Origin of the sequence: Paraburkholderia heleia NBRC 101817, from assembly GCF_000739775.1 — a bacterium.
Classification (GTDB): domain Bacteria; phylum Pseudomonadota; class Gammaproteobacteria; order Burkholderiales; family Burkholderiaceae; genus Paraburkholderia; species Paraburkholderia heleia.
Genome location: NZ_BBJH01000013.1, coordinates 83,510 through 108,753, shown reverse-complemented (window position 1 = coordinate 108,753; position 25,244 = coordinate 83,510). Strand labels below are relative to the sequence as shown.

27 protein-coding genes are annotated in these 25,244 nt (G+C 63.9%); 13 read left to right on the top strand and 14 right to left on the bottom strand.

Annotated features, from left to right (window positions below; genetic code table 11):
* Positions 1-70: 70 nt before the first annotated feature.
* Positions 71-535 (top strand): rhodanese-like domain-containing protein, encoded by a 465-nt coding sequence (locus BHE01S_RS13645; protein ID WP_042264805.1) that lies wholly within the window; start codon positions 71-73, stop codon positions 533-535.
* Between the two features lie 115 nt (positions 536-650).
* Here the strand turns inward: BHE01S_RS13645 and BHE01S_RS13640 are convergent, their stop codons facing one another.
* From BHE01S_RS13640 to hrpA, 5 genes are all read right to left on the bottom strand, one after another.
* The gene (locus BHE01S_RS13640) at positions 651-1,508 is read right to left on the bottom strand and encodes a competence/damage-inducible protein A (RefSeq protein ID WP_042264803.1); all 858 of its coding nucleotides are present in this window, start codon (positions 1,506-1,508) and stop codon (positions 651-653) included.
* Positions 1,509-1,543: 35 nt separating this feature from the next.
* Complete coding sequence (locus BHE01S_RS13635) at positions 1,544-2,377, bottom strand: EI24 domain-containing protein (protein ID WP_042264801.1); 834 nt, start codon at positions 2,375-2,377, stop codon at positions 1,544-1,546.
* A 149-nt stretch (positions 2,378-2,526) separates the two neighbouring features.
* Entirely contained in the window at positions 2,527-3,534 is a 1,008-nt protein-coding gene (locus BHE01S_RS13630; RefSeq protein ID WP_042264973.1) for a sterol desaturase family protein, read from the bottom strand.
* A gap of 66 nt (positions 3,535-3,600) precedes the next feature.
* The gene (locus tag BHE01S_RS13625; protein ID WP_042264799.1) at positions 3,601-4,626 is read right to left on the bottom strand and encodes a YVTN family beta-propeller repeat protein; all 1,026 of its coding nucleotides are present in this window, start codon (positions 4,624-4,626) and stop codon (positions 3,601-3,603) included.
* A 145-nt stretch (positions 4,627-4,771) separates the two neighbouring features.
* Entirely contained in the window at positions 4,772-8,980 is a 4,209-nt protein-coding gene (gene hrpA / locus BHE01S_RS13620; RefSeq protein WP_042264797.1) for an ATP-dependent RNA helicase HrpA, read from the bottom strand.
* Positions 8,981-9,003: 23 nt separating this feature from the next.
* Here hrpA and argA point away from each other — a divergent pair, with 23 nt between their 5' ends.
* The 3 genes from argA (at position 9,004) to proP (ending at position 12,828) form a co-directional block, all read left to right on the top strand.
* Positions 9,004-10,395: an amino-acid N-acetyltransferase gene (gene argA, locus BHE01S_RS13615; protein ID WP_042264794.1), complete on the top strand. Its 1,392-nt coding sequence runs from the start codon at positions 9,004-9,006 to the stop codon at positions 10,393-10,395.
* A 43-nt stretch (positions 10,396-10,438) separates the two neighbouring features.
* Positions 10,439-10,714, top strand: a complete 276-nt coding sequence (locus BHE01S_RS13610; protein WP_042264791.1) for an oxidative damage protection protein — start codon at positions 10,439-10,441, stop codon at positions 10,712-10,714.
* 647 nt (positions 10,715-11,361) lie between these two features.
* On the top strand, positions 11,362-12,828 hold the full coding sequence (proP, locus tag BHE01S_RS13605) for a glycine betaine/L-proline transporter ProP (RefSeq protein ID WP_157025376.1): 1,467 nt from the start codon (positions 11,362-11,364) through the stop codon (positions 12,826-12,828).
* A 66-nt stretch (positions 12,829-12,894) separates the two neighbouring features.
* Here the strand turns inward: proP and BHE01S_RS13600 are convergent, their stop codons facing one another.
* The 5 genes from BHE01S_RS13600 to BHE01S_RS13580 form a co-directional block, all read right to left on the bottom strand.
* On the bottom strand, positions 12,895-13,374 hold the full coding sequence (locus BHE01S_RS13600; protein WP_042264789.1) for a metallophosphoesterase family protein: 480 nt from the start codon (positions 13,372-13,374) through the stop codon (positions 12,895-12,897).
* Between the two features lie 41 nt (positions 13,375-13,415).
* Positions 13,416-13,790, bottom strand: coding sequence for a cupin domain-containing protein (locus BHE01S_RS13595; protein ID WP_042264786.1), 375 nt, complete (start codon positions 13,788-13,790; stop codon positions 13,416-13,418).
* Positions 13,791-13,800: 10 nt separating this feature from the next.
* Positions 13,801-15,204: an FAD-containing oxidoreductase gene (locus BHE01S_RS13590; protein WP_042264784.1), complete on the bottom strand. Its 1,404-nt coding sequence runs from the start codon at positions 15,202-15,204 to the stop codon at positions 13,801-13,803.
* A 342-nt stretch (positions 15,205-15,546) separates the two neighbouring features.
* Complete coding sequence (locus tag BHE01S_RS13585; RefSeq protein ID WP_042264971.1) at positions 15,547-15,756, bottom strand: hypothetical protein; 210 nt, start codon at positions 15,754-15,756, stop codon at positions 15,547-15,549.
* A 240-nt stretch (positions 15,757-15,996) separates the two neighbouring features.
* Positions 15,997-16,611 carry a glutathione S-transferase family protein gene (locus BHE01S_RS13580; protein ID WP_042264781.1) on the bottom strand — a complete coding sequence of 205 codons (615 nt, stop codon included), beginning with the start codon at positions 16,609-16,611 and terminating at the stop codon, positions 15,997-15,999.
* Between the two features lie 434 nt (positions 16,612-17,045).
* Here BHE01S_RS13580 and BHE01S_RS13575 point away from each other — a divergent pair, with 434 nt between their 5' ends.
* The 8 genes from BHE01S_RS13575 to BHE01S_RS13545 all read left to right on the top strand — a co-directional run bounded on the left by BHE01S_RS13575 (position 17,046) and on the right by BHE01S_RS13545 (position 21,347).
* Positions 17,046-17,294 carry a hypothetical protein gene (locus BHE01S_RS13575; protein ID WP_042264780.1) on the top strand — a complete coding sequence of 83 codons (249 nt, stop codon included), beginning with the start codon at positions 17,046-17,048 and terminating at the stop codon, positions 17,292-17,294.
* Between the two features lie 105 nt (positions 17,295-17,399).
* Positions 17,400-17,951, top strand: a complete 552-nt coding sequence (locus tag BHE01S_RS39095) for a hypothetical protein (RefSeq protein WP_245639740.1) — start codon at positions 17,400-17,402, stop codon at positions 17,949-17,951.
* An 834-nt stretch (positions 17,952-18,785) separates the two neighbouring features.
* Positions 18,786-18,908 (top strand): hypothetical protein, encoded by a 123-nt coding sequence (locus BHE01S_RS39550; RefSeq protein ID WP_281177753.1) that lies wholly within the window; start codon positions 18,786-18,788, stop codon positions 18,906-18,908.
* 73 nt (positions 18,909-18,981) lie between these two features.
* Entirely contained in the window at positions 18,982-19,614 is a 633-nt protein-coding gene (locus BHE01S_RS13565; protein WP_084068835.1) for a uracil-DNA glycosylase, read from the top strand.
* A gap of 72 nt (positions 19,615-19,686) precedes the next feature.
* On the top strand, positions 19,687-19,992 hold the full coding sequence (locus tag BHE01S_RS13560) for a hypothetical protein (protein WP_157025374.1): 306 nt from the start codon (positions 19,687-19,689) through the stop codon (positions 19,990-19,992).
* Positions 19,979-20,386 carry a hypothetical protein gene (locus BHE01S_RS13555; RefSeq protein ID WP_042264773.1) on the top strand — a complete coding sequence of 136 codons (408 nt, stop codon included), beginning with the start codon at positions 19,979-19,981 and terminating at the stop codon, positions 20,384-20,386. Before BHE01S_RS13560 ends, BHE01S_RS13555 begins: the two co-directional genes overlap by 14 nt.
* 262 nt (positions 20,387-20,648) lie before the next feature.
* A complete protein-coding gene (locus BHE01S_RS13550) occupies positions 20,649-21,110 on the top strand; it encodes a hypothetical protein (RefSeq protein ID WP_042264771.1) in 462 nt (153 codons plus the stop codon).
* Positions 21,111-21,119: 9 nt separating this feature from the next.
* The gene (locus tag BHE01S_RS13545) at positions 21,120-21,347 is read left to right on the top strand and encodes a hypothetical protein (protein ID WP_042264769.1); all 228 of its coding nucleotides are present in this window, start codon (positions 21,120-21,122) and stop codon (positions 21,345-21,347) included.
* Positions 21,348-21,895: 548 nt separating this feature from the next.
* Here the strand turns inward: BHE01S_RS13545 and BHE01S_RS13540 are convergent.
* The 4 genes from BHE01S_RS13540 to BHE01S_RS13525 all read right to left on the bottom strand — a co-directional run bounded on the left by BHE01S_RS13540 (position 21,896) and on the right by BHE01S_RS13525 (position 24,778).
* Positions 21,896-23,551, bottom strand: coding sequence for a hypothetical protein (locus BHE01S_RS13540; RefSeq protein WP_042264768.1), 1,656 nt, complete (start codon positions 23,549-23,551; stop codon positions 21,896-21,898).
* A gap of 99 nt (positions 23,552-23,650) precedes the next feature.
* Complete coding sequence (locus BHE01S_RS13535) at positions 23,651-24,190, bottom strand: hypothetical protein (protein WP_042264766.1); 540 nt, start codon at positions 24,188-24,190, stop codon at positions 23,651-23,653.
* Between the two features lie 22 nt (positions 24,191-24,212).
* Complete coding sequence (locus BHE01S_RS13530; protein ID WP_042264764.1) at positions 24,213-24,572, bottom strand: hypothetical protein; 360 nt, start codon at positions 24,570-24,572, stop codon at positions 24,213-24,215.
* Positions 24,572-24,778 carry a helix-turn-helix transcriptional regulator gene (locus tag BHE01S_RS13525; protein ID WP_157025372.1) on the bottom strand — a complete coding sequence of 69 codons (207 nt, stop codon included), beginning with the start codon at positions 24,776-24,778 and terminating at the stop codon, positions 24,572-24,574. Before BHE01S_RS13525 ends, BHE01S_RS13530 begins: the two co-directional genes overlap by 1 nt.
* Before the next feature lie 177 nt (positions 24,779-24,955).
* On the opposite strand from BHE01S_RS13525, the gene BHE01S_RS13520 reads away from it, so the two are divergent.
* Complete coding sequence (locus BHE01S_RS13520; RefSeq protein ID WP_042264760.1) at positions 24,956-25,240, top strand: hypothetical protein; 285 nt, start codon at positions 24,956-24,958, stop codon at positions 25,238-25,240.
* Positions 25,241-25,244 lie beyond the last annotated feature (4 nt).

The window sequence follows — 25,244 nt, the reverse complement described above, 5'->3', positions numbered from 1 at the left end:
ATCCTGCCCGCTCCGTCCCCACGCGCTAGAATGGTTTTTTGGTCCAACGCGAAACAGGAGATCCGTTGTCATGAGTACGCTCGAACAGTTATACGCCCAGGCCGAGAAGCGCCGCGTCGAGAACCAGCTGCCCTACGCGGGCGCGGTATCGCCCGCAGAGGCATTCGAGCTTCTGCAGCTCGACCCGCGTGCGCGCCTCGTCGACGTGCGCACGCGCGCAGAACTCGACTGGGTCGGCCGTCCCGTGGTGGGCGACGGCCAGTATTCGCACGTCGAATGGACCCGCTATCCGGGCGGCGTGCCCAACGCCGAGTTCCTCACCCAGCTCAAGAGCGCCGTGCAAACCGACGCGCCCGTGCTGTTCCTGTGCCGCAGCGCCGCGCGCTCCAAGCTTGCCGCCATCGAGGCCGCTAAGGCCGGCTTCACGAAAGCCTACGACCTGCTCGAAGGCTTCGAAGGCGACAAGGACGGTCAGGGGCACCGCAAGACCGTTACCGGCTGGTGCTTCCGCGGCCTGCCGTGGATCGGTGCGTAAAACCGTAAGACCCGCCCCGCCTGGACCCGACGGGCCACTCTGAGCGCCCCGTGTGACACGCCGATGATGCGCCGCCGGCCCTCGAGCCGCACGCGGCGCACCATCCCCTGCTGATTCAGGAACCGGCGTGCGGCCCGCCGCGGTGCTCGCGATGGGGCGTGCCTTCACCCGGCGCCGCCGGCTCGACCACGTCGCCGCCAAGCTCGTGCACGCCTTCGCGCAGCTTCACGAAGGCGGCCGCCACGGCCTCGGGCTCGCCCTTCACACCCAGATCGATATGCCGGCGCGCGTAAATGCCGCCGCGCTCCGTATCGCCCACGCTCGGCAGGCTGAACACCCTCACGCCCGGAAAGTCGCGCTCGATGTGCTCCATGAGCGGCGTGAGCGTCGACTCCGGCAGTTCGAACACGAGCAGCGACTTCTCGGCGTGCGGCGTCTGGTGATGCAGGTGCGCGTACTTCGTGTCGAGCACCCACTCGATCATCGGCCATGCCATTACCGGGAAACCGGGCACGAAGTAGTGTTCGCGAATCGAAAAGCCCGGAATCTTGTTGTAGCCGTTAGGGATAATCTCGCAGCCCTGCGGGAACGTGCCCATCTGGAAGCGATGCAGATTCTCGGGCGACTGGTAGTTCACGGGATCGGTGCCCGTGTGCATGTCGCGAATGCGCTCGCGGATCGCCGCCCCGGCGTCCGGGTGCAGCGCGAGCGGCACGCCCAGCGCCGCGGCCGCGCACTGGCGCGTGTGGTCGTCCGGCGTCGCGCCGATGCCGCCCGTCGAAAACACGATGTCGCCCGAAGCGAACGAGCGCCGCAGTGTCTCGGTGATGCGCCCGGGATCGTCGCCCACGTACTGTGCCCACTCGAGCGAGAGGCCGCGCGCGCCGAGCAGTTCGATGACCTTCGGCAGATGCTTGTCCTGGCGGCGCCCGGAGAGAATCTCGTCGCCGATGATGATGACGCCAAATGCCATGTGTCGCCTCGCTGGATTGTCTTGATGATTAAGCGTTAGTGCACGATCGTCGCGTCACCGGACGCCTGCTGCACTTCGTGCGCGCGCATGCGCTGCAGCGCGCGCAGGCAGTAGTGCCCGAACCAGAGCGCCGTGAACACCAGAATGAACGCATAGATCCAGATGGTCACCGCCGCGAGCACCGGGAAGAACAGCAGCAGCCACGCGGACACGGCCCAGATCGCCGTGGGCAGCGAGCCGAGCAGCCCGCTCACCACGCCGATCACGAGCAGCGGCAGGCGGTGACTGCGCACCAGCGCGCGGCGCTCCTCGACGCTTGCGTGCAGCGCGAGCGCGTCGTAGGTCATCACGCGATACGTGAGCCAGCCCCACAGCAGCGGCGGAATGAGCGCGAAGAACGGCGGAATGAGCCACAGCGGCAGCGTCACGATCATCACAATCAGGCAGACGACGGTCGTCACGAGCGAATAGAACAGGCTGCCGTACCAGATGCCGCCGCGCCGCATCTCGAGCATTCCGTACTGGCGCTTCGAAAGATGGCGGATCACGCGCGGCATCGAAATCGCGACGATCAGCAGCAGCACCGTGATCACGATGAGCGGAATCGTCAGGATGATGACGAGAAACGGCGCGATCGTCGCGCGCAGCCAGCCGAAGCCGAGCGCGTCGAAGAGGTGATAGAGGTAGGCCGTCGACGGCCAGTTCGCGAGCGCGCCACGCATCAGGTCGAGCAGCGGCTGCCAGAACACATAGAGCACGGCGCCCCACACTGCCGCCGCGACGAGAAATGGCACGAAGGTGAGAAGCAGCATGGCGGGATGGAACACGCTCGCGAGCGCGCGTCCGAACGAGCGCAACAGGTCATTCATGCGAGCGGAATACGGCGAAGAGGACGGGTAGAGAACACGGTGTCGGCGAAATCGGTGCGACCAAGCCGACAGCATAAACCACCGCGCGCATGGCGGGTAAGACGGGTGCGAGCAAGCGCCAGGACGCGCGTGTACGCCGCGCCGGCCAATCAGGTCACGGTGGCGTCGTCGCGCGCCTCGGCCGGCGCGCTAGCGGCGGCGCGGGAATGCGAACGCAGGCGCCGCGCGATACGGGCAAACGCATAACCCTGCTGCGCCCAGAAGCCTTCGCCATAGCTCACGCCTTCGAGCTGGTCGCGAATGCCCGTGGGCTCGATCTCGCGATTGAACGACGCGCTGCCGAACAGCATGTCCCACCAGGGAAACAGCACGCCGAAGTTGCAGCCATAGTGAGTGCCCTCGTGGCCGTAGCCGATGGCGTGATGGCGGCGGTGAAAACGCGGGCTCACCACGAGCCGCTCGCCGAGCCAGCCGAAATGCACGCGAATATTGGCGTGCTGCACGCTCTGCACGAAGTTCGTGAGCGCGACGAGCACCACGAATTGCGCGGGCGGCACGCCGATCACGAGCGCCACGGCGGCGAACATGCACGACTGGCCGATCACGTCGAGCAGGTGGTTGCGGTCATCGCACCAGAGCGACATCTTGCGCTGGCTGTGATGCACGGCGTGCAGCTCCCACCAGACCCCGTAGCGATGCGAAAGCCGGTGATACCAGTAGCTGAAGAAGTCGAGCACCACGAGGTAGATCGCGAACGCCACGAGCGGCTGCGTGGTCACGCCCGGCCACAGATTGTCGAGGTCCACCGTCTTCACGCCCATGAGCCGCAGCGCGCTCTGCGCACGGTCGAAGAACGGCTGCACCGTGAAGAAGAACAGCAGGTTCAGAATGCCGAGGCGCGTGATCCACGTGTAGAGCGCATCGACGCCTACGCCCTTGCGGTCGCGCCACTTCTGCGCGGGCACGAGCGCTTCGAGGGGGCGCAGCAGCGCATACATCAGGCCCACTTCGAGCAGACCCACGATCACCCAGTAGAGCGCGTCGTAGGTGTCTTCGTCCACGTCCATCATGCCGACGTGAAAGAGCAGCGGCTGAATGAGGTCGATGTAGAGGAGCGTTTGCAGCCAGGAGACGAGGTCGTCCGCCGACGCGACCACCGACTGCCCCGCGTGCGCGACGAAGGCCAGCAACGACGCCACCGTATCCATGCGCGTCCCGTCGCCTTAAGCCCCGTTCGGCGCCGTGACGGGCGCGCGATCGTAGAAGTAGATGCCATGCGGCGAGCGGCCCACGGCAATGGTCTTGATGAGCTTCTTCGTCTGCATGTCGATGAGGCCGATGTGCTTCGCGAAGCGGAACGTCACCCACAGGTAGCGCTTGTCGGCGGTGAGTTCCATGTCGTCGGGGCCGGGCATCAGGCCGCTGATCTCGCCGGTCTTTTCGAGCGTTTCCTCGTCGATGATGCTGATGACGTTCGCGACGCGGCTCGACACCAGCACATGGCGGCCGTCCACGAGCGAGCGGAAGTTGTGCGCGGCCTTGCCCACCTCGATCGTCTTGACGATCTTCTGGTTGCGCCAGTCCACCACCGCCACGTAGTCGGCGCCCGTCATGCCGACGAGCAGATACTTGTCGCCGGGCGTGAGCCACAGGCCCGCCGGTGCGGCACCGACCTTCATCTTCCAGAGCACCTTCTGCGTCGGCAGATCGACCGCCGCGATTTCGCCCGAAACCTGCAGCGAAACGAACACGGTGCGGCTGTCGTTCGTGAACGCCAGGTGGCTCGGCATGGCCGAGAGCGGCAGGCGTTTGGCGAGCGTGATGTTGCTGCCGCCCGCGTAGTTATAGATATCGAGGCGGTCGAGGCGCAGGCCCGTGGTGACGAACCACTTGCGGTCGGGCGAGAAGCCGAGCTGGTACGGGTCTTCGACGTTTTCGATCCAGCGCTGCGGCTTGCCGGTCTTCGGATCGACGAACATGAGATTGTTCGACACCGAGTTCGCGACGATCAGCGAGGTGTTGTCCGGCGTGGGAAAGAGGTGATGCGGTTCCTTGCCGGTGGGCACGGTGCCGACGACTTCGTGCGTCTTGTCGTCGATGAGGCTCAGCGTGGCTTCACCCGAATTCAGGACGATGATGTTGTTCGCGTAGGCGGCCGTGGAGGCGAAAGTGGCAACGGTCGCTGCGCAAGCGAGCGCAAACGTTGCGGCCTTGGCGGCGGTGCGGCTAAAGGTGTTGTCGTTCGGCATGAAGAATCGTTCCCGGGCAGATTCGTGATTGTAGAACGTCTACCTGCACGCAAGGTTGACGTAGTGCCCTTGACACATTAAAGAGACGCAATTAAGCGCCCCTCTTTCGAACACGACTGCCCCCTGTTATGGCCCGTAATACGCGTTATCGCTGCATCGATTCCCAAACCTTGTAGAGGCGCTTGACCGAAACCGGCATCGGTGTGCGCAATTCCTGCGCGAAGAGTGAGATGCGCAGTTCTTCGAGCAGCCAGCGGAACTCCGCAAGTCGCGGATCGAACACGCCGCCACGCTGCGAAAGCGCGCGCTGGTACTGCTGCGCGAGCGGCTGGAATTCGGCGGCCTGGCGCGCGTCGCGTGCAGGGTCGGCGCGCAGCTTGTCGATGCGCAGCGCGACGCCCTTCAGATAGCGCGGAAAATGCACGAGCTGCGCATAGGGCGTCTCCAGAATGAAGCGCTTGCTGATGAGCGCGTCGACCTGCGCCTGCATGTCCGCTGCCGGCGCGCCGAAGGCCTTGGCCTGCACGAGTTTTTTGGCCAACGACGTGTATTCCGCGAGAATCTGCCCCACCAGACGCGCGATTTCCTGCGCGAGCAGCGAGAGACGTCCGCGGCCTTCGTCCTTGCGCGCGTGGAAGCTCGCGTCGTCGTCGGGCAGCGGGTCTTGCAGGCAGGCGCGGTCGAGCGCGAGTTCGACCAGTTGGTCGCGCAGTTCCTCCTGTGTGGCGCGCGCCATGAACTGCATCGCCATCTCGCGCAGGCCCGGCAGGTTCTTCTCCAGGTAGCGGATCGGCTCACGCAGCTGCAGCGCGAACAATCGACGCAGCCCCGCGCGATGAATACGCGCGGCCTCCTCCGGCGAATCGAACACTTCGACATCGCAATGCGTGCCGCGATCGACGAGCGCCGGATAGCCGAACAGCGTCTGTCCACCGCGGCGGATTTCCAGTAGTTCGGGTAGCTTGCCGAAATTCCACGTCGTGAGGTTTTCGTAGAGCGCGGTGGCAGGCGCGGCGTCGCCCGGCACGGGCGTATGCGGCGCGTTGCCCTTTGGCGGCGCGTTGTTGCCCGCCACGCGCTCGGCCTGCGCGTTCTGCGCTGCCTCGCCGCCCTGCGCGTGCGTTTCGAGCGCGGCGAGCGCCGTCGCGCTCGCGAGCTTCTGAAATTGCTGCTGCGCCTGCGCGCCGAGTTCGGCGCGCAGTTGCGCGAGGTTGCGGCCCATCGCGAGCTGGCGGCCGTGCTCGTCGATCACCTTGAAGTTCATGAAGAGGTGCGCGGGCAGCGTCTCCAGCTTGAAGTCGGCGGACTTCAGGGCGACCTGCTTTTGCTCGCGCACGTCGGCGATCAGCGCTTCCAGCAGGCCGCCCCCGCCGAAACGCTCGCCGCCCACACGCCCGGCGAAGCCAGCCGCGTACTCGGGCAGCGGCACGCAGTGGCGGCGCAACTTCTGCGGCAGCGACTTCAGGAGCAGTTGCGCCTTCTCCTTGAGCATGCCCGGCACGAGCCATTCGCAGCGGCGCGCGTCGACCTGGTTGAGCGCGTAGAGCGGCACCGCGAGCGTCACGCCGTCGCGCGGCGAGCCCGGCTCGAAGTGATACGTGAGCGCCATCGCCACGCCCGACATCGTCATGCGCTTCGGGAACAGGTCGGTCGTCACGCCCGCCGCTTCGTGGCGCATCAGGTCGTCGCGCGAGAGGTACAGGAGACGCAGCTTGTCCTCGGGCTGTCCGCCCTTGCGCACCTCGTCGCGATACCAGCGTTCGAACGACGTGCCAGAATAGATGCTTTCGGGAATCGCCTGATCGTAGAAGCCGTAGATCAGCTCGTCGTCCACCAGCACGTCCTGGCGGCGCGACTTGTGTTCGAGTTGCTCGATATCGGCGAGCAGTTTGCGGTTGTGCGCGAAGAACGCCAGCTTCGTGTCGAATTCGCCTTCCACCAGCGCGCCGCGAATGAAGAGTTCGCGCGCACGCGCCGGGTCCTGCTTGCCGAACGCCACGCGCCGGCGTTGATACACCGGCAGGCCATACAGCACCCCGCGCTCGAATGCGCTCACCTGCGCCGCGCGCTTTTCCCAATGCGGCTCGGAGAGCGACCTCTTCAGCAAATGGGCGCCCACCTTCTCGAGCCACTCGGGCTCGATCTTCGCGATGCAGCGCGCGTAGAGGCGGCTCGTTTCGACAAGCTCCGCGGCCACGACCCAGCGCCCCGCCTTCTTCACGAGCGCCGAGCCCGGCCACAGGTGGAACTTGATGCCGCGCGCGCCGAGGTAATGCGGCTCGTCGTCGGCCTTCAGGCCGATATTGCCGAGCAGGCCCGTGAGCAGCGCGTGATGGATCTGCTCGTAGGTCGCGTCGGCTTCGTTGATGCGCCAGCCATGCTCGCGCACCACCGTCAGCAATTGCGAATGCACGTCGCGCCATTCGCGCAGACGCAAGTGCGACAGAAAATTCGCGCGGCATGCATCCAGTAGTTGCCGGTTGGACTTCTTGTGCGCGACGGCCTCTTCGAACCAGGCCCAGATCCTGAGCCACTGGAGAAACTCGGAGCGCTCGTCGGCAAACCGGCGATGCGCCTGGTCTGCCTGCTCCTGCGCCTCGATCGGCCGGTCGCGCGGATCCTGCACCGAAAGCGCGCTCGCGATGATGAGCACTTCGCGCAGCGCCTGCTCGTCGCGTGCGCCGAGAATCATGCGGCCCACACGCGGATCGAGCGGCAGGCGTGCGAGTTCGCGGCCCAGCGGCGTGAGCGCGTTGTCGTCGTCCACGGCGCCGAGTTCGTTGAGCAGTTGATAGCCGTCGGCGATCGCGCGGCCCGGCGGCGGTTCGATAAACGGGAACGTCTCGATCGCCGTGAGATGCAGCGACTTCATGCGCAGAATCACGGCGGCGAGCGACGAGCGCAGGATTTCCGGATCGGAGAAGCGCGGCCGCGCGATGAAATCCGCTTCCTCGTAAAGCCGGATGCAGATGCCGTCCGCGACGCGCCCGCAACGGCCGGCGCGCTGGTTCGCCGCCGCCTGCGCAATCGGCTCGATCTGCAGCTGCTCGACCTTGTTGCGATACGAATAACGCTTCACGCGCGCGAGGCCCGTATCGATCACGTAGCGGATGCCCGGCACCGTGAGCGACGTTTCGGCCACATTGGTCGCGAGCACGATGCGGCGGGCGTTCGACGGCTTGAATACGCGCTCCTGCTCCTGCGCGGAAAGCCGCGCGAACAGCGGCAGGATTTCCGTGTGCGGCGGATGATGCTTGCGCAGCGCTTGCGCAGCGTCGCGAATCTCGCGCTCGCCGGGCAGGAACACGAGCACGTCGCCGGAGCCTTCGCGGCAGAGTTCGTCGACCGCATCGACGATGGCCTCCATCAGGTCGCGATCCGTGTCGCGTTGCGACTTCGCGCCTTTTTCGCGACCCGTCGTGCCCTGCGCATTCTTCACCGCCGGGCTGTCTTCCTGCACCGGGCGATAGCGCACCTCGACGGGGTACAGCCGCCCGCTCACTTCGATCACGGGCGCGGGCTTTGCCTCGCTGCCGAAGTGGCGCGCGAAGCGATCGGCGTCGATGGTCGCCGACGTCACGATCAGCTTCAGATCGGGCCGGCGCGGCAGAATCTCCTTCAGATAGCCGAGCAGGAAGTCGATGTTCAGGCTGCGCTCGTGCGCCTCGTCGATGATGATCGTATCGTAGGCTTTGAGCAGCGGATCGGTTTGCGTCTCCGCGAGCAAAATGCCGTCGGTCATGAGCTTGACCGAGGCGCCCGGCGAGAGATTGTCGGTAAAGCGCACCTTGTAGCCGACCACTTCGCCGAACGGCGTATTGAGTTCGTCGGCAATGCGCCGCGCGGTGGCCGAAGCCGCAATCCGGCGCGGTTGCGTATGGCCGATCAGGCCCGTGCCGCCCGCGCCGAGGCCGCGGCCCAGCGCGAGCGCGATCTTCGGCAGCTGCGTGGTCTTGCCCGAGCCGGTTTCGCCGCTCACGATCACGACCTGATTCCGCGCAATCGCACGCGCGATCTCTTCACGGCGGCCGGAGACCGGCAACGCTTCGGGGAACGTGACGGGCGGGATCTTGTTCGGCTCGACGTTCGTGCGCGGTGCGCGCGGCGGCGTCTGCCGTTGCGTCTGCCGTTGCGTCTGCCGTTGCGTCTGCGGTTGTGTCTGCGCCGCACGCTTGTCCTGCGCGCGCGCGCCGCCGCCCGCGAGCGCGGCAAGCTTGTCCGACGACGCGGGTTTTTGCCCGCCGCCATACTTCTGCGACGCGCTCTTCGCTTTCGCGCCGTCCTGCGCTGTTTGCTTCCCGGCCGGGGTGTTGCTGCCCTGCGCCGAGGCAGGTCTTTTGGGTACATTCGACATGGGGGCGCATTATAATCCCGGGCATGAATTCCCAAACCGACCTCGTCCCCGCCACCGCCAGCGCGCCGGCCTGCGCCGCCGCTGCGGATTCCAACTCGCAGCTCATGGCGCAGCACGCGCAGTTCGTCGACTGGATGCGATCGGTCGCGCCCTACATCCACGCGTTCCAGGGCAAGACGTTCGTGGTCGGTTTCGGCGGCGAGGTCGTGCACCAGAACCTGCTCAACGCGCTCGTCGCCGACATCGCGCTCCTGCAGGCCATGGGCATCCAGATCGTGCTCGTGCACGGTTCGCGCCCACAGGTCGAGGAGCAGATGAGCCTGCATGGCGTCGAGTCCGAGTTCTCGCACGGCATGCGCATCACCAACGCCCGCGCGCTCGAATCGGCGAAGGAAGCGGCCGGTGAAGTGCGTCTCGATATCGAGGCCGCGATCAGCCAGGGTCTGCCGAACACGCCAATGGCGCACGCGCATATCAGCGTGGTGTCGGGCAATTTCGTGACGGCGCGGCCGGTCGGCATTCTCGACGGCGTGGACTTCCAGCACACGGGCGTCGTGCGCAAGATCGACGCCGATTCGATCCGCCACTCGCTCGCGAGCCGCAAGCTCGTGCTGCTCTCGCCGCTCGGATTTTCGCCCACGGGCGAGGCGTTCAATCTGTCGATGGAAGACGTTGCCTCGGCGGCGGCCATTGCGCTGCGCGCCGACAAGATCATTTTCCTCACGGAAACGCAGGGGCTCATCGACGAGGAAGGCGAGCTGATCCGCGAATTGTCGCTCGACGACGCCTACAAGCTGCAGGAAGGCGGCACGGTGCTCGGCGACGAGGGTTTCTATCTGAAGCACTCCATTCGCGCCTGCCGCGGCGGCGTGGGCCGCGCGCACATCATTCCCTACGCGCTCGACGGCAGCGTGCTGCTCGAACTGTTCCTGCACGACGGCGTGGGCACCATGATCTCGTACGAGAATCTGGAAAGTCTGCGCGAAGCCACGCCCGACGACGTCGGCGGCATTCTCACGCTGATCGAGCCGCTCGAAACCGACGGCACGCTCGTGCGGCGAGGGCGCCACCAGATCGAGCGCGACATCGACCACTTCTCGGTGATCGAGCACGATGGCGTGCTGTTCGGCTGCGCGGCGCTGTACGCGTATTCGCAGGAGCGCATCGGCGAAATGGCGTGCCTCACGGTCTCGCCCGAAGCGCAGGGCTCCGGCGACGGCGAACGCCTCTTGCGCCGCATCGAGCAGCGCGCACGGGCGCGCGGCCTCACACGCATTTTCGTGCTCACCACCCGCACCGAACACTGGTTCCTGAAGCGCGGCTTCGTCAAGGCAACGGTGGACGACCTGCCCGAAGACCGCCGCCGCCTCTACAACTGGCAGCGCAAATCGCTCGTGCTGATGAAACAGCTCTGAGCGGCGCCGCCCACCTCACATACGACTACAGGAGAAGCACAGCATGGCCCGTATGATCCAATGCGCGAAGCTCGGCAAGGAAGCCGAGGGACTCGACTTTCCGCCGCTGCCGGGCGATCTCGGCAAGCGCATTTATGAAAACGTCTCAAAGGAAGCGTGGCAGCAGTGGCTCAAGCAGCAAACCATGCTGATCAACGAAAACCGCCTGAACATGGCCGATCCGCGCGCGCGTCAGTACCTGATGAAGCAGACGGAAAAGTTCTTCTTCGGCGAAGGCGCCGACCAGGCTTCGGGCTACGTGCCGCCGACCGAAGGCTAAAGCCTTACGCTGCGCACCGGGATCTGGCACTGGCAGGCAAAAAAAGCCGTCCAATCCCTCGCAAAACCGCGCCCCCGGCGCGGTTTTTTTATGCACTTCATGCGTTTTCCGGGCCGCGGAAACGGTTCCATCGAAACCGCGCAATCCCCCGCCGCACGGGGCTTGCAGCCCGCGCCCCGAATCTTTGCAGATAGTGGGGTTTGCGCTATCTTTCGCTATCGTGCTAATATGTGGCCTCGTTCAACAGGCATTAGCCATCAATTGCATTCGGCACGGCGCCCCAAGACGCCATTATCCCGAATGCGCATATGACAAAAGGAACGCTCCGCCACGCGGGCTTCTTTTTCGTTTCAGCGGCGCTCAGACCAGGCAACCCCAAGGCACCCCGTGCCGGTCCGGCGTCCTCATGCGCCCTGCCCCCCATCCACGGCCACGCAGGCGCAACGTTAAACACAATTTGTCCGAGTGTCGTTTCGCGACACTTCAGCTTTGCTTTCGTGCGCCGCTCGCCTTGTGCGATGCAGCATCGGCCCGCCTTCGTCTCCGACGTCACGCGGCGTGCCGTGCGCGAAATGTCGCCGCTATCGCGAAACGGCACTCTCCGGCAACCGTGGCGGGCCCGCGTGGGTCCGTCGCAGTCATTGGAGATGCAGACCTTGACCGCTTCCACTTCCGGCGCGTCGGCCCAGACCGACCTCACCCTCGACGACATCACGATCGTCGACAACAGCCTCCTCAAACGCGCCGTCGGCGCCATGGCGCTCGGCAACGCCATGGAATGGTTCGACTTCGGCGTGTACAGCTACATCGCCGTCACGCTCGGCCAGGTGTTCTTCCCGTCGAGCAGCGCTTCGGCGCAGCTCATCGCCACGTTCGGCACATTCGCGGCCGCGTTCCTCGTGCGACCGATCGGCGGGATGGTGTTCGGGCCGCTCGGCGACCGCATCGGCCGCCAGCGCGTGCTCGCGATGACGATGATCATGATGGCCTGCGGCACCTTCGCCATCGGCCTGATCCCCTCGTACCAGTCGATCGGCATTGCCGCGCCGGCGCTGCTGCTCGTGGCGCGCCTCGTTCAGGGCTTCTCGACCGGCGGCGAATACGGGGGCGCCGCGACCTTCATCGCCGAATTCGCCACCGACAAGCGCCGCGGCTTCATGGGCAGCTTCCTCGAGTTCGGCACGCTGATCGGCTACGTGTTCGGCGCGGGCACGGTTGCCGTGCTGACCGCCGTGCTCTCGCACCAGCAGCTGCTCGACTGGGGCTGGCGCGTGCCGTTCATGATCGCGGGTCCGCTCGGCCTCGTGGGCCTCTATATCCGCATGAAGCTCGAAGAAACGCCCGCGTTCAAGCGCGAAGCGGAGCTGCGCGAAGCCGAAGAGCACACGCGCCCGAAGCTCACGCTGCATTCGCTGCTGACGCAGCATCTGCGCCCGTTCCTGCTGTGCGTGGGTCTCGTGCTGATCTTCAACGTGACCGACTACATGGCGCTGTCGTACCTGCCGAGCTACCTCTCGGCGACGCTGCACTTCAACGAGACGCACGGCCTCTTCCTCGTGCTGATCGTGATGGTGCTGATGATGCCGATGACGCTCGCGTTCGGCCGCCTCTCCGACGCCGTGGGCCGCAAGCCGGTGATGCTCGCGGGCTGCGTGGGCTTGATCCTGCTGTCGATCCCGTCGCTCACGCTGATCCAGACGGGCTCGCTCGTGCCGGTGTTTTTCGGTCTCCTGATTCTCGGCGCGCTGCTCTCGTGCTTCACGGGCGTGATGCCCTCGGCGCTGCCGGCGCTGTTCCCGACCGCGATCCGCTATGGCGCGCTCGCCATCGGCTTCAACGTGTCGGTGTCGCTGTTCGGCGGCACCACGCCGCTCGTGGCGGCATGGCTCGTCGAACACACGCAGAACCTCATGATGCCCGCGTACTACCTGATGGGCGCGGCCGTCATCGGCATCGTCTCGGTACTGGCGCTGCATGAAACGGCGCGCCGCCCGCTGCCGGGCTCCGCGCCGAGCGTGAGCACCAGGGCGGAAGCGCATGCGGTGCTGCGCGGTGTGCGTCTCGCGCGCGAACTCGACGAGGAATACGCCGTCGCCAATGCCGTGCGCGCCTGATACGGCACCACTGCAACGCAAAAAGGCCAGCTTCGTGCTGGCCTTTGTTCTGGCGCTCACTGACGGCTATTCGACGAGATTGACGTGCTCGACGTCCAGTACGCCTTGGCTGCCGATCGTCAGCATTGCCGCCGAGATCGGCAGCCTGAAGCGGCGCGGCCCCGCGCTGCCGGGGTTCACGTACAGCACGCCTGCGCGCGTTTCGAGTGCGGGTTTGTGCGAATGCCCGCTCACGACAGCAGCGATGCCGTCGGCTGCGGGATCGCCCTGCAGGTCGGGCAGTTCGTGAACCACCGCGAGCCGGATCCCACCCAGCGCGACGGTAGTCTGCACCGGCAACGCGTCGGCCCACAAGCCACGATCGTTGTTGCCGCGCACGGCGGTGAGCGGCGCGATGGCCGCGAGCGTGTCGAGCACGCGCTTTTCGCAGATGTCGCCCGCATGCACGATGGCATCCGCGCCCTCGACGAAGGCGAGCAACTCCGGACGCAGCAGGTTGTGCGTGTCGGCAACCAGTGCGATACGTAGCGGATGTTTCGCGGACATGACGTGGCGTTCCGGTTGAGTCCTGCCGATTATCGCCGCGCTCATGCCTTGCCGCCGCCCTCGGCGGCCGCTGCGCCGATATACACCGCGAGCCACACGCTCGGCACGCTCGGATCGGTCCACGAGACGCGATGCCGGCAGTGCGCCGGAATGTGCACATAGTCGCCGGGCAGCAGGCGTCGCGGCGGCACAGCCGTGTCCTCGAATTCCAGCGTCGCCGCGCCGGCAAGAAGCACGACCCACTCCTCGCGCGCGTCGTCGTACCAGAAACCCGGCGGGCTCGCCTGACCCGTGGAGACGATGCGCTCGATCACCACCCCGTCGCGCGAAACGAGCGTATCGAAGCGCTCTTCACTGGCGTCGCGGTCGATGCCTGCGAAGAGATTGCCGAATGAGGCGGTGTTCGGTTCGTTCATGCAAATGCGCTCATTCGAGCGGTTTCAGGCCGTCGAGCAAGGTCGGCACGAGCTCGCTCACGGTCGGGTGGACATGCATCGCGTATTGCAGCGTCGTATAGGGCGCGTCGGCCGTCATCGTGTCGATGAACGTGTGGATCGCCTCGTCCCCCTCGATACCGAAGATCGCCGCGCCGAGGATACGCTGCGTCTGCGGGTCCACCAGCGCCTTCATGAAGCCGTCCGTCTCGCCGCGTTCGCGCGCGCGGCCCACGCGCGACATCGGCATCGTGGCGATGAGCGCGGGTTTGCCACGCTCGCGCACTTCGCGCTCGCTCATGCCGACGCGCGCAAGCGGCGGGTCGACGTACACCGCGTAGGCGGGAATGCGTGTGTCGGCGCTGCGCATTTTGCCGTCCAGCAAATTCGCCGCGACGATCTGAAAGTCGTCGTACGACGTGTGCGTGAAAGCGCCGCGGCCATTCACGTCGCCGAGCGCCCAGACGCCCTCTACGCGCGTGCGCAACTCGCCGTCCACGGCGATGAGCCCGTGGGCGTCGCGCTCGATGCCCGCCGCGTCCAGCCCCAGATCGTCCGTGTTCGGCAGGCGCCCGGTCGCGAACAGCAGATGCGAAACGTCGAGCGGTCCGCTGTCGAGCACGACGCGAACGCCCGCCTGGCCATCCAGCGGTGCGACGCTGCGCGGCTCTGCGCCGAAGCGGAATTCCACGCCTTCACGGGCGAGCACCTCCTGTACCGCGCGCGAATAATCCTCGTCCTCGCGCGCGAGCACGCGCCGCCCGCGCACGAGCACCGTCACGCGGCTGCCGAAGCGGCGGAACATCTGCGCGAATTCGAGCGCGACGTAGCTGCCGCCGCAGATTGCCAGATGCTCGGGCAATTGCTCCAGCGCAAGCAGCGTCGAGTTGGTTTCGTAGCGGATCGTATCGATGCCGGGCATGGCAGGAATCTGCGCGCGCGTGCCCGTGTTGATGAAGATCTCGGGCGCTTCGAGATCGATCTGCGCGCCGTCGTGCGCAGCCACGCGCACCGTATGGGCGCCCGTGAAGCGCGCGTGCCCGTTGAACACGCTGACGTTGGGCGCATGGCGCAGCCACTGCTCGACACCATCGCGCGACGCCCCGATGATGCGTTCCTTGCGCGCCTTCACGACCGCGAGGTCGACGCGCACGTCGCCGGGCTGCGCGCCCTTGCCGAGTTGCACGCCGAAGTCCGCCGCATGGCGCGCGACGTGGGCTGCACGCGCGCAGGCGACATAAGCCTTGGTCGGCGTGCAGCCCACGTTCACGCAGGTCCCGCCGAATGACGCGCGCTCGATCACCGCGGTCTTGCGGCCGCTCTCGCCAAGCCGCACCGCGAGAGGCGGGCCGCTTTGCCCCGTGCCGATCACGATCGCATCGAAACGTTGTGCCATGTCGCCCTCCTTTGCCGTTGACGCGAATGGAGCCGCGGGTCGCCAAAGGCGGCCGATCGCGCCATCTTACGCGCGACGCATGGCCATCGCCCGCAGCGTGATTCTGCAAACCGGGTGCGCATCGGCGTGTATTGCGAACGGAAACGAACGCGCAAAAAAAGAGCCGCCTCGCACGTCGAGGCGGCTCACAGGGTGACGTCACAACAGCAAACGGGCGAAGCCGCTGCGCGTCAGGGGGATCGGCGAACGAAGACTCGCTTGCGTCAGGCGTTCGGTGAATCTGTGACTGGATATCCAGTCGTTAAAGTTGGAGAAATCCGTGCGCGTGCATCCAATAGATCATCAGTGCACGCAATCCGTGGCCGCAGACTCTCCATGGCCCGCGTTCCAGAGTTCGCGCGAGCGCAGGAATGCGGCGCGCGCGCCGCGCGTCGCCATCATCAGCCCGACTTGCCCCATGTTGAAGTCGTGCGACACCATCAGCTGCATCAGGTCCACCATCGGCAGGACCAATGCTGACTGATATAACTGTCGTTCGATAAAGGATTTCATGACCGCTCCCACTGCATGCCCCGCGTCCTCCTGACGCAAGGTCATTCAATGGTTGTCATTGTAGGAATGCGGGGTACGTCGATAAATGGGCCGCCAGCGAAGTCACTTGTCGAAAATCGCAAACAATCGAAACGACTGCGAAGACAGAGGGTGCGGCGGCGCGGCCGCCGTGCCCGCCGGGCATTGCGCGCGGCCCCGCCGCAGGGTGGTTTGCGCGAGTCCCGGCCGCGCGGGCGCGCTTCAGTCGAGGGGCGTGGCAACGAATTCCGGCAGCGTCTCGGTACGCGCGGATAGCGCGGCAACCGCCGGATATCGGGCGGGATCAGCGCAACCGGGCAGCATGTACTGGTTGAAGCGCCACGCAACGGCCGCGGTGATGTCCGCCTGCGTGATGCGGCCCGCGCACAGCCAGCCGTCGCGGCCCGCAACGAGCTGGTCGAGCACGGCCCAGGCCGCATGCATCTGGGCGTTCACGCGCTCGAACCATGGCTCGTGCTGGCGTTCGGCGGGGCGCAACTGGCGCTCATAGACCTGCTGCACCGTCTTTTCCATGGCTGCGAGCGCGAAACCGTTCACGCGCAGCGCGAAGGTCCGCTCCTGCGTCTCCTCCGGCATGAGCCTGCGCGCGGCGGGCACTTTGCGGTCCAGGTAGTCGAGGATCAACGTCGAGTCGATCAACTGGGTGCCGTCGTCGTCGATAAAGGTGGGCGCCTTCACGACCGGATTGATCTGGGCAAATTCGTCGTACTGCCGGAATACCGAAATGCTGCGGTGCTCGAACTCGAACCCAAGCACATGGAGCGAAATCGCGACGCGACGCACATAGGGGGAATCCATCATGCCGATCAACTGCATGGGTTTACCTCGCACAGGAAAAGGGGATCGGACGTCGATCTTGCAGGAAGCCCCACCGCATTTCAAGACACGTTGAGCACACCCCGGATCGCCGTCTTGCCGAGGCGGCGCGTTGTGCAAAAACACACTGTGTCGACGTGCCACGTCCGGCTCGCCGCACAACCTGGCTACATTTGTTAGCAGACGTCGAATCTGACGCGTCGCGGCATTGTTGCGACGCAGCGCCCCGCCCCGCGTACAGGCGCTTTTTTACCGTGCCGCGCGGCTTAAGGCGCGGCGGCGCGCCGGTCGCAAGCGAAGGATGCCGAAGCATTACTCAGGTTGCATGAAAGCGGGTTTTTGCGCGCCACATGTGCTGCAGTGCATCGCCGGGAAACTCCTGGATTCGGACGCCGAACGGCTGAGATAGTCTCAATGCACAAGGAGACGAAATCATGAGACAAGCATTCAATGTGGGTGTGGTCATCGTCCTCGCACTCCTCCTCGCGAATCGTGCCATGACACGTGTGCAGGCTCACGAGGCCGGCTCGCTTACCTGTGCCCAGGGCTCCGCACTCGTGAAGGCCGAAGCACTCGTGCGCGGATTCGGCGAACGCGGCGCAAGCGCGCAGAGCGAAAACTTCCTGTCTTCCTGCCTCGTTTCGGGCCAGGGTCAAGTCGGCGACCTGATCGCCCACGACTGAGCACCCGGCGCGCCGCGACCGCCCAGGCGGGTTTCGCGGCGCGGGCGCCGTTCAACGGCGCGGCGCGTGCTGCCGGGCTCGCGGACCCGCCGCCGGAGCGCGCCCATGATCAACCCGCCCGACGCCGTACGCCATTCGGCTGAGCAGGGTTATACGCCCGGCGTCGCAAACCTCTATGTCCATGGCCGCCCGGGTTACCTGGGCCGATCATTCATCGATTCGGCGCCCGCGTCGCGCGGTCAGCCGGCCGTGACGGTATTTTATGAAACCGCGGCGTGGCGGCGTCCCACTGCATCAAGCAAGCCTGGCGCGCCGCGGCGCATCGCTTTGGGTTGCCAATTCCCCTGGTTGGCGGCGAGAATGCTCGCGGACCACGGAGAATCCATGAAAGGTTACATCCTGCTGTTTGGAGTCAGCATGCTGGCGGCGTGCACATCGGTGACGGCCGTCAATTCGAGACAGGATGGCCATCTCACCGTCACGAGCCGCGCGCGCTGGGATCTGGTTTCGTGGAACCACGTGCGCGCGGCCGGGCTCAGCGAAGCCGAAGACTACTGTGAAAAACAGAAGAAGCAGTTGCACACGGTGGAGATCCACAGCGAAGGCCTGCGCGGCGTGACGTCCCAGACAGTAGAAGTCATCTTCGACTGCATCTGATGGAGTCCGCACCGTCTTCTCGCCCCCCGCGCCAAACGGGCGTTGCAGCCTGTTCGCCCGCCGTTGCAGATCCAATTGCTCGCGATAGCGCAATAGTTTGTTGTCGTTCCCCCTGATACCCAAACCGCATGACCGCGCTAGACTGACGATACATTTTGTTACGTTCGGGGCCGAGTCATGTTGACCGCATTCTTCATCGCCTGCCCCTTGGGCATCGCGGCATTGTTCGGATTCGCAAAGCTAATTAATCCTTTGACGGGGAAAATCGGTAGTCGTTGAGTGCGCAAGCGCCTTGTTGCGGCGCAGCGCCCGACTGATCCTCGCGCCGCCATTCTGCGCGGCTGCAGCGGTTTTCTCCCGCCCTTTCCCGTTTTTCCCTTCGTCGTCGCCAGATACCTTCGTGCGCCCGCACGGCGTTAGCCGTGCAAATAAAAAAACCCGCGAAGCGTCAAGCAATCACGGGTTCCTGGGATCCCGCGGAATTCGCTGGAATAATATCTCAAAAGACCTCTGGTGCCGGGGACCGGAAATACGGACCCTTTCTGCGCAAGGCTACTACCATTTTTTTCGTAAAAACTTCGCTTAGCTGAATCGCTGCGCGCGTTCGAGGCCCCCATCCGGACTCGAACCAGCGCCCCTAAACAACCATCAACCGCTTAGGGCCGTTACAGGGTAGGATCACCTAAATTCTGCACGGGGAAGCAGCAATCGACGCGCACGGAACTGATACCGGCAGGCATGGCAGACAGGATTTGCACATCTTTCCCGGCAGAGTGCGCGAAGGCCACACCTACTGAAGGCCCGGGCCGCTCGCGCTCAAACAAGGAGGTCGTCATGAAGGATCGCACAATGAGCGATGCGCTCGCAGGATTCGAGCGGCGCATGACGCTGCGACTGTACGCGTGGGGCGTCGCCGTTGTGCTCGCGACGGTGCTGCTGAGGCACTTCTGGCCGTAAGCCATTGATTGCATTGCAAGTCCAGAGCCTGGCTGAAGCTCCTCGGGCGGAACGCGATACCGATAGAGCACGCATGGGCAACAGCCATATCGACGATAAATTCGCCATGAACGCCACCATAAAGTGCCTGCGCGATCCGGCCGCAGTAGAGAGCCGCCGCGCGATGCTCACGCAGTCTCACATGAGACCGCTCGTTGAATACGTTCAAGACCTGCGATCCAAAGCAGGGAACGAATGGTACTTCCCGGATATGGACCCGCTTGACGGCGGCATCCACGCGGATATTTTGGTCTTAATGGAGAAGCCGGGCCGGATGACGAACCCGAACGGCCAGCGCATAGGCTCAGGTTTCATCAGCCGGGACAACAATGACGAGACAGCCGCCGCCACGTCGCGATTTTTCGAGCAGGCCGGTGTTTCGCGCAGCCGGACGCTGTTGTGGAATGCCGTACCTGGGTGGAACAGGACCCGCGACCTTACCCGAGCCGAGGAAAAGGAAGGCCGCGCAGAGGTTCTCAATCTGATTGAACTGCTCCCAAAGCTCGAAACGATCATCTTAGTCGGCAAGACTGCGCATAAGGCCGAGGAGATCATTCCGAAATGGATTCGTGTCATCAAGTCCATGCACCCAAGTCCGATTAATCGGGGCATCAATCGTGAAGCATGGCTTCGCATCCCCGAGCAATGGGCGCTCGCAAATCGTTGAAGCCACCACCGCCATAACTCATTGATCGCGTTGCAACTGGGAGCAGCGATGGACGAGCAGCACGTTCAGAAGGTGATCGACGAGTTCGCCACACGGGCGATCGGTGCAATGGAGCCGCCGCGCGCCGCCGACTTCATGGCGACGCTCGATTTCGAATGCCGCCGCGCGAGCGGTGCGATCATCGGGCACGAACCAGACGACGACGGCATGGCGCTCGCCCAGCATGTCATGCTCGCGCTACGCATCGACGGCGATATCCGGGCGGGCATCCGCACCGCGTTCCTGTGGTACGCCGAAAAAATCCTGGCCAACGAGATGGACACCGCCTGCGTGCACCTGCGCGACGCGCTGCTCGGGAGGCCGTATGGACCGGCATGAGGCACCCGCGCGCCGCCGCCCCACTCTCATAGACGACGCAGAGGTCGAGCAGCTCGTGCGCGGCTTCGCGGCACGCGTTCTGTTTCTGCGCGCCGCCTTCCATGCTGGCGAGCCCGGCGCCGGTAACCCTCTTGAAACGATCGACCACGACGCAGGAGCACTCAGCGCCGCGCTCGCGCTCACCGTGCACGGCGCGGCGTACTGGCGCTATCTGCTGCCCGAGGAGACGAAGCAGACGGGCGACCCAGGAGCAGCACTTGGGCTATGGATGGCGGCACAACTCGTGCAGATGATGCAGTCGGTCGAGAACGGCGAGCCCGAGGACGCGATCAAACCGACGATCGAAGCCATGCTCGCCGACGTGGTCGCAAGATTGGTTGGTGCGAAGCACTGAACACCACCAATCGGCCAAAAGAGAGATTCTTCGCAGATTGCCCGGAAAGGCACTCCTATAGGCGCAAGCAGACATACATTAATCGTCCCTGTGATATCTTTGGCGCCTTCGGAGACCATTATGCGAGCGCTCAAAGTTGTCGGGGATTTGTCATACCTTCAGGACAATATGTTCATCACCGACGCCCATTCGAAATGAAAGCGGGATCAGCGCAGTGAACTGAGCGACGCAAGTGGAATCTTCAACTTGCGACGGGGGTCTGATGAGCGGCGACGAACTGACGAGGACTCTAAACTGGGGTGGCTGGATCATCTCCAACATTGTGTTTGGCATATTTCTTCCAGTGTTTGGAATGCTGCTGATGCACTTTCTTAAGGGACTCCTCGGGTCCACAGAAATTAAGATCAGCTACACGGCGTCGTTCCGAAACGGCCAACTCGGCTTTGTTTCAGTGGGGTGGGTCGTGGGCTCCGTGATAGAGGTGACCAAGTGGCTGGTGAAGCATCAGTCATTTAGTATGTTGCTCTACGTTCTGGCGCTCTTATTCCTCGCAGCAATGTCTGGACTGGTCGCGGCCGTCGGGTCGGTTTCGCCAGTTGATCCGGAGAGAAACAAGGCCGCAGGCAAGGGATTGATCACGGGCTATCCTGCATTCTTTTCATCGGTTGCACTGTGCGTGCTAACATTGCCTTTGGCTGCTATTGTTCATGGCAAAGTCAGTTGAGAGGTGTCTATGAGTGGACATTCGGTAGCCGATCACGCGAAGATGCGCGACGCGCTGAAGGAAAAATACACCAACGAGCTTTATCAGGACGAGCGTAGGCGCCGGCGCGAGCAGCGCCGCTACGAAGCGGCCAGCTACGAAGCTGGCCAGCGCATTGTTCGCCGGGTCGGACTTGGTGCGGTGATCGCTGCTTCTGTAACGGTTGCTGCATCGATCATGTACGCGGTTACGCACTGAGGCACGCTGCTAGTCGCGGATGTCGCGACGCGCGAAGCATTGGTTGCGCCAATTCGTCAGACAAAAGCGCTTGCGTATGGTCTAACCGAGGGCGGACGAACGACATACAGCCCGGTTCTTTTGGACCGGGCTTTTTCCATTCATTGGGCCGCCGAATCTGACGAGGGGACTGCGTCGGATGCTGCCCGTGGAGGGCTATGTCAGACGCGTCCATTCGCGTACTCCTTCGGAGAAAGCGAGTGTGCAAATCCCGTTTACTCCAGTCGGGTTTACTGCCGCTGCTCCCCCACATAGCTTCTAGTCAGGCCATCATCGGAGCCGACATTCAGGAATGTGTGCCCGAACGATGGTCAAGCGCCCCTTCCCCGGGAATCTGGGAAGAACCAAAAGAAAGCCCCCTTCGAGAGGGGGCGAAGCGCGGTAAGCGGAGTTGCGGTCCCTGTGACCACGTACTCATTCCCAGGTCACGACTTCTTTCCCCGCGGCGTCGGCGTCGAGCCATCCAGTACAGGCGGTCCCCGAAGGTGCGAGCGAAGTGACGCGAGCGGTCATTGCGAATTGCTCCACGAGATTCTTTCTGCATAGTACGGCGACACGCCGGTATTGCCCTGCGTGATACGGTCGGCGACATTCGTGCCGCGGTCATACTCGACTTCGGTCAGGTAGTTGCCGTACGGCTCGAAAACGTGCGTCACGCTATGCGCGTAGTAGAGGGACTGGATATAGCCGCCCGGGTTGTCAGGCGTCGCACCAAAGCGGATTTTCACGTAACTCCCGGCGCGGATGCGTTCATATCCAGCCAATCGGAGAACGCCGCTCTCAAAAATTACGTTATCCTGATTTAGTGCGATCAGGAGATTACGGCGGTCGTCGATCCAACTCAGGAACGCCGCTTGATTATTCCAGCGGTCGTCGCCAGCCGGGGTGCCGTTTCCAGCGTTCGTCTCGTTGATGCTGCCCTGCTGTGTCGAGACTTCCATTTTCCGCAGGCCGTACAGCGCCGGGTTGACGTTCTGGTAGTTCTGAATGTAGTAAGGGACCGCGCCCTGCTGCGTGGCGTAGCCCGCATACATTCGCGTGAGGTCGTCGTAGTTCATGCTGAAGCGCGGCGCGTCCACCCAAAAATAATTTGCGACGCCAGCATCCGAACGGCGCTGCGTGATCGCAATGACCGAGTCGGTTGTGATAGAGACCATGTTTGCCGTCGGATAGAGTTGGCTATCCGTGCTCACGCCCGTCGTTACGGACGTTTGAATCGGCTGCAGCGCGGCGCGCGAGACCGCGCCAAGGCACGGCGTGGGGCGATAGACGGCATACGGTCCAGCGGGACCCCAAGCGCCCGCATCGCGGTCCTCGATGAAGAATTCATTGAAGGGGCCTATGTCGAGATACGCCTCCATGAATTGCTGTAGGTTGCCAGCGGGAAAGGCGCCGAGCTGCACCGACATGAGCGCACTGGGCACCTGAATATCCGTCGCCACTTCAAGTAGCGCCGCGCCCGAGGTCGCGCCAGCGGCCTGCATTTCCGAGATGTACTTATTTACGACCTGATTGAAAACCCGCAGCACGAAGTCCGTCGAATCCTGCACATTCAACTCGGGCCCCCATTTCGAAAACAGCGGGAACGATGTGATCAGGTTCGCAACGTCCGGCGTTGCCGGCATGTTGAAAATCTGGATGATCTGCAGGATTTTCTGGTAGTCAAATCCCCTCACGTGCACCGTGTTGCGCGGCTTGCCGTCTGAGCCCATGACCTGACTGCGCTCGATGTCAGAAACAAAGCCGCGCATCATGATCGGAAACTGCTGCCCCTGCGCGCCCGAATACTGGTAGGCGTTGCTGGCGAATCGGATCTCGAACATATCCATAGGTTCGATAAGCGCGTAAAGCGTGTCGTGAAGCCCGCTCGTAAGCTGATCAACGAACTCGATCGAGAAAACGCCCGCAGAGTCCCTCACCGACTTCTGCACGCGCACGACGGAGTGCTCGCCGAGCCATGAAGTCAGGTCGTAGATATTCGAGGTCGAGTCGGTTTGGCTCGGTGGTCCGGCGAGTGACGAAGTGGACGACGAGGTAGACGATGACGAAAAAGCCGTCGGCGCGCCGCTTCCAGTCGTCGCCGAGACATTCCCCGTCGCGCTCGTGCGCGTCACCACTTTGTGAAGCAGCACTTGAATGTTCGGATTGCGAATATTGACGTTCACGATTACCCCGGCAGTTGAACGATTGTGGGTTTGTTCGTCAGGCGGCCGCGCTAAGCGGCCTGCATTGAGGTTTAGGCAGGTTTGCGCTGCAATACCGAGTTAGTTGCGGATCGGAAGCGTCTGCTTCTCGACCGCATCCTTGAGTTCCTGCGACGGCGCCCAGACGTCCCAAAGCGTGTTCCTTGCGCGGTGACGCATGCCGTAGCGTTCAACCAGCGCGTCACAGAGCCTGCGCTCCAGCGCCTTGATTTGCAGGTCGAAAGCATTGCACGCAATGGTCGTCTCTGCATCGCGGAACGCGTTCTGTGCGCCGACGAGATCTGCATTCGCGCGAGTAAGTTCGCTCCCCAGCGCCGAGAGCTTCTCGGACTCGGACGCCAGCAACTTCTCTAGGTCAGCAATGTCAAGTTCGGCGGCCTTCTGAATGACACCGGCGACGCCCACGTCGATAACACCTGCGCGGTAGTCGGCTACGGCCTTCGCAGCCTTCGCGCGTTCCTCCGCGATGCGCGCACGCAGCGTCTGTGCTTGATCGGCGACCGTGCCGTGCCTCGCTGCCACTTCGGTAGCCTTGGCGTCTGCGGCATCGACGTTCAGCGCGAGATTCTTGAGTTGCGCGCCCATGTTCTGCTCGTTCATATCGAAAGATTCCTCTCGTTGGTTAGATAGCGAATACTTCACTGCGGCGCATCCTTCGCTCCGCAGCTTCAGCGATCAGGCGCACAGCGACAGGATGCGCCTCCTCGAACTTGCGGATGGCGTCCGACTTGACCTGCGCGGCCTGCTCCACCGCTGCGCGTGCGCGCTCGGCCTCTGAGTGCTGGCGCGCGGCCGCAATCTGCGCCTCCAGCTCGACCAGGAACTCGCGCAGGGATGCCGTGGCGTCGCCCTTGACAAGAGATACGGCGAGGCTCGCGCGAACGTCCTGCGCCTGCGCCTCCAATTGTGCGAGCGTCTTCGGCGTCTTCGGCATGGTTGCGGCCTCCTTCGAGCTGCGGTTCTGTTTCGCGGTCGTCGTCATCACTGCTCCTGTTTTGATTGCAGCCATGCGAGCACGGCCGTCCTGCTGTACTTCTTTGTCTTGGCATTCAGTGCGAACGCCTTCGGAAAGTCTGCGTCTTTGTCCGCGGCGAAACGTGCCACGGTGGTCTTTGATACGGACAGAATTGCAGCCACTTCGCCGATCGAGATCAGGTCGGCACCCTGCCCGGTCACGGTATCGGTCACGCTGCATACCTCCGGTTGGTGAGTCATTCGCGCCATTCGCGCCGTTTGCTTCGATGGGCCCACTTTCGCGTCACGACTGCTTTCGATGCAAGCGAGCGCAAGCGCGCCATTCGCACCATGCGCAGCGCAGCCGCATCGTGACGGGAGAATTTGGATATAGACGAACCGGAGAAGGCTATGGCCGAGCACCACTATCAGCACGTCATGCGGCACATGCAGCACAACAAGACCACACCGCCCGCGAACCCGATGAAAGTGATCGGCGCGGGCTCACCCGATGTGCTCGATGCCTCATACGACGCCGAAGCGCCGAAGGCAATCGACCTCGGCGCACTCGAAGCCGCGCTCAGTGCGGGACGCCTCTCGCCGACCGACGCCAAATCGGTGTGCTCGCACCTGTCCCTCGGGAAGCAACTTCCTCGCGACCTGCTTGCGCGCGTCGCAGCAGCCTGCTCGAACTGATTCC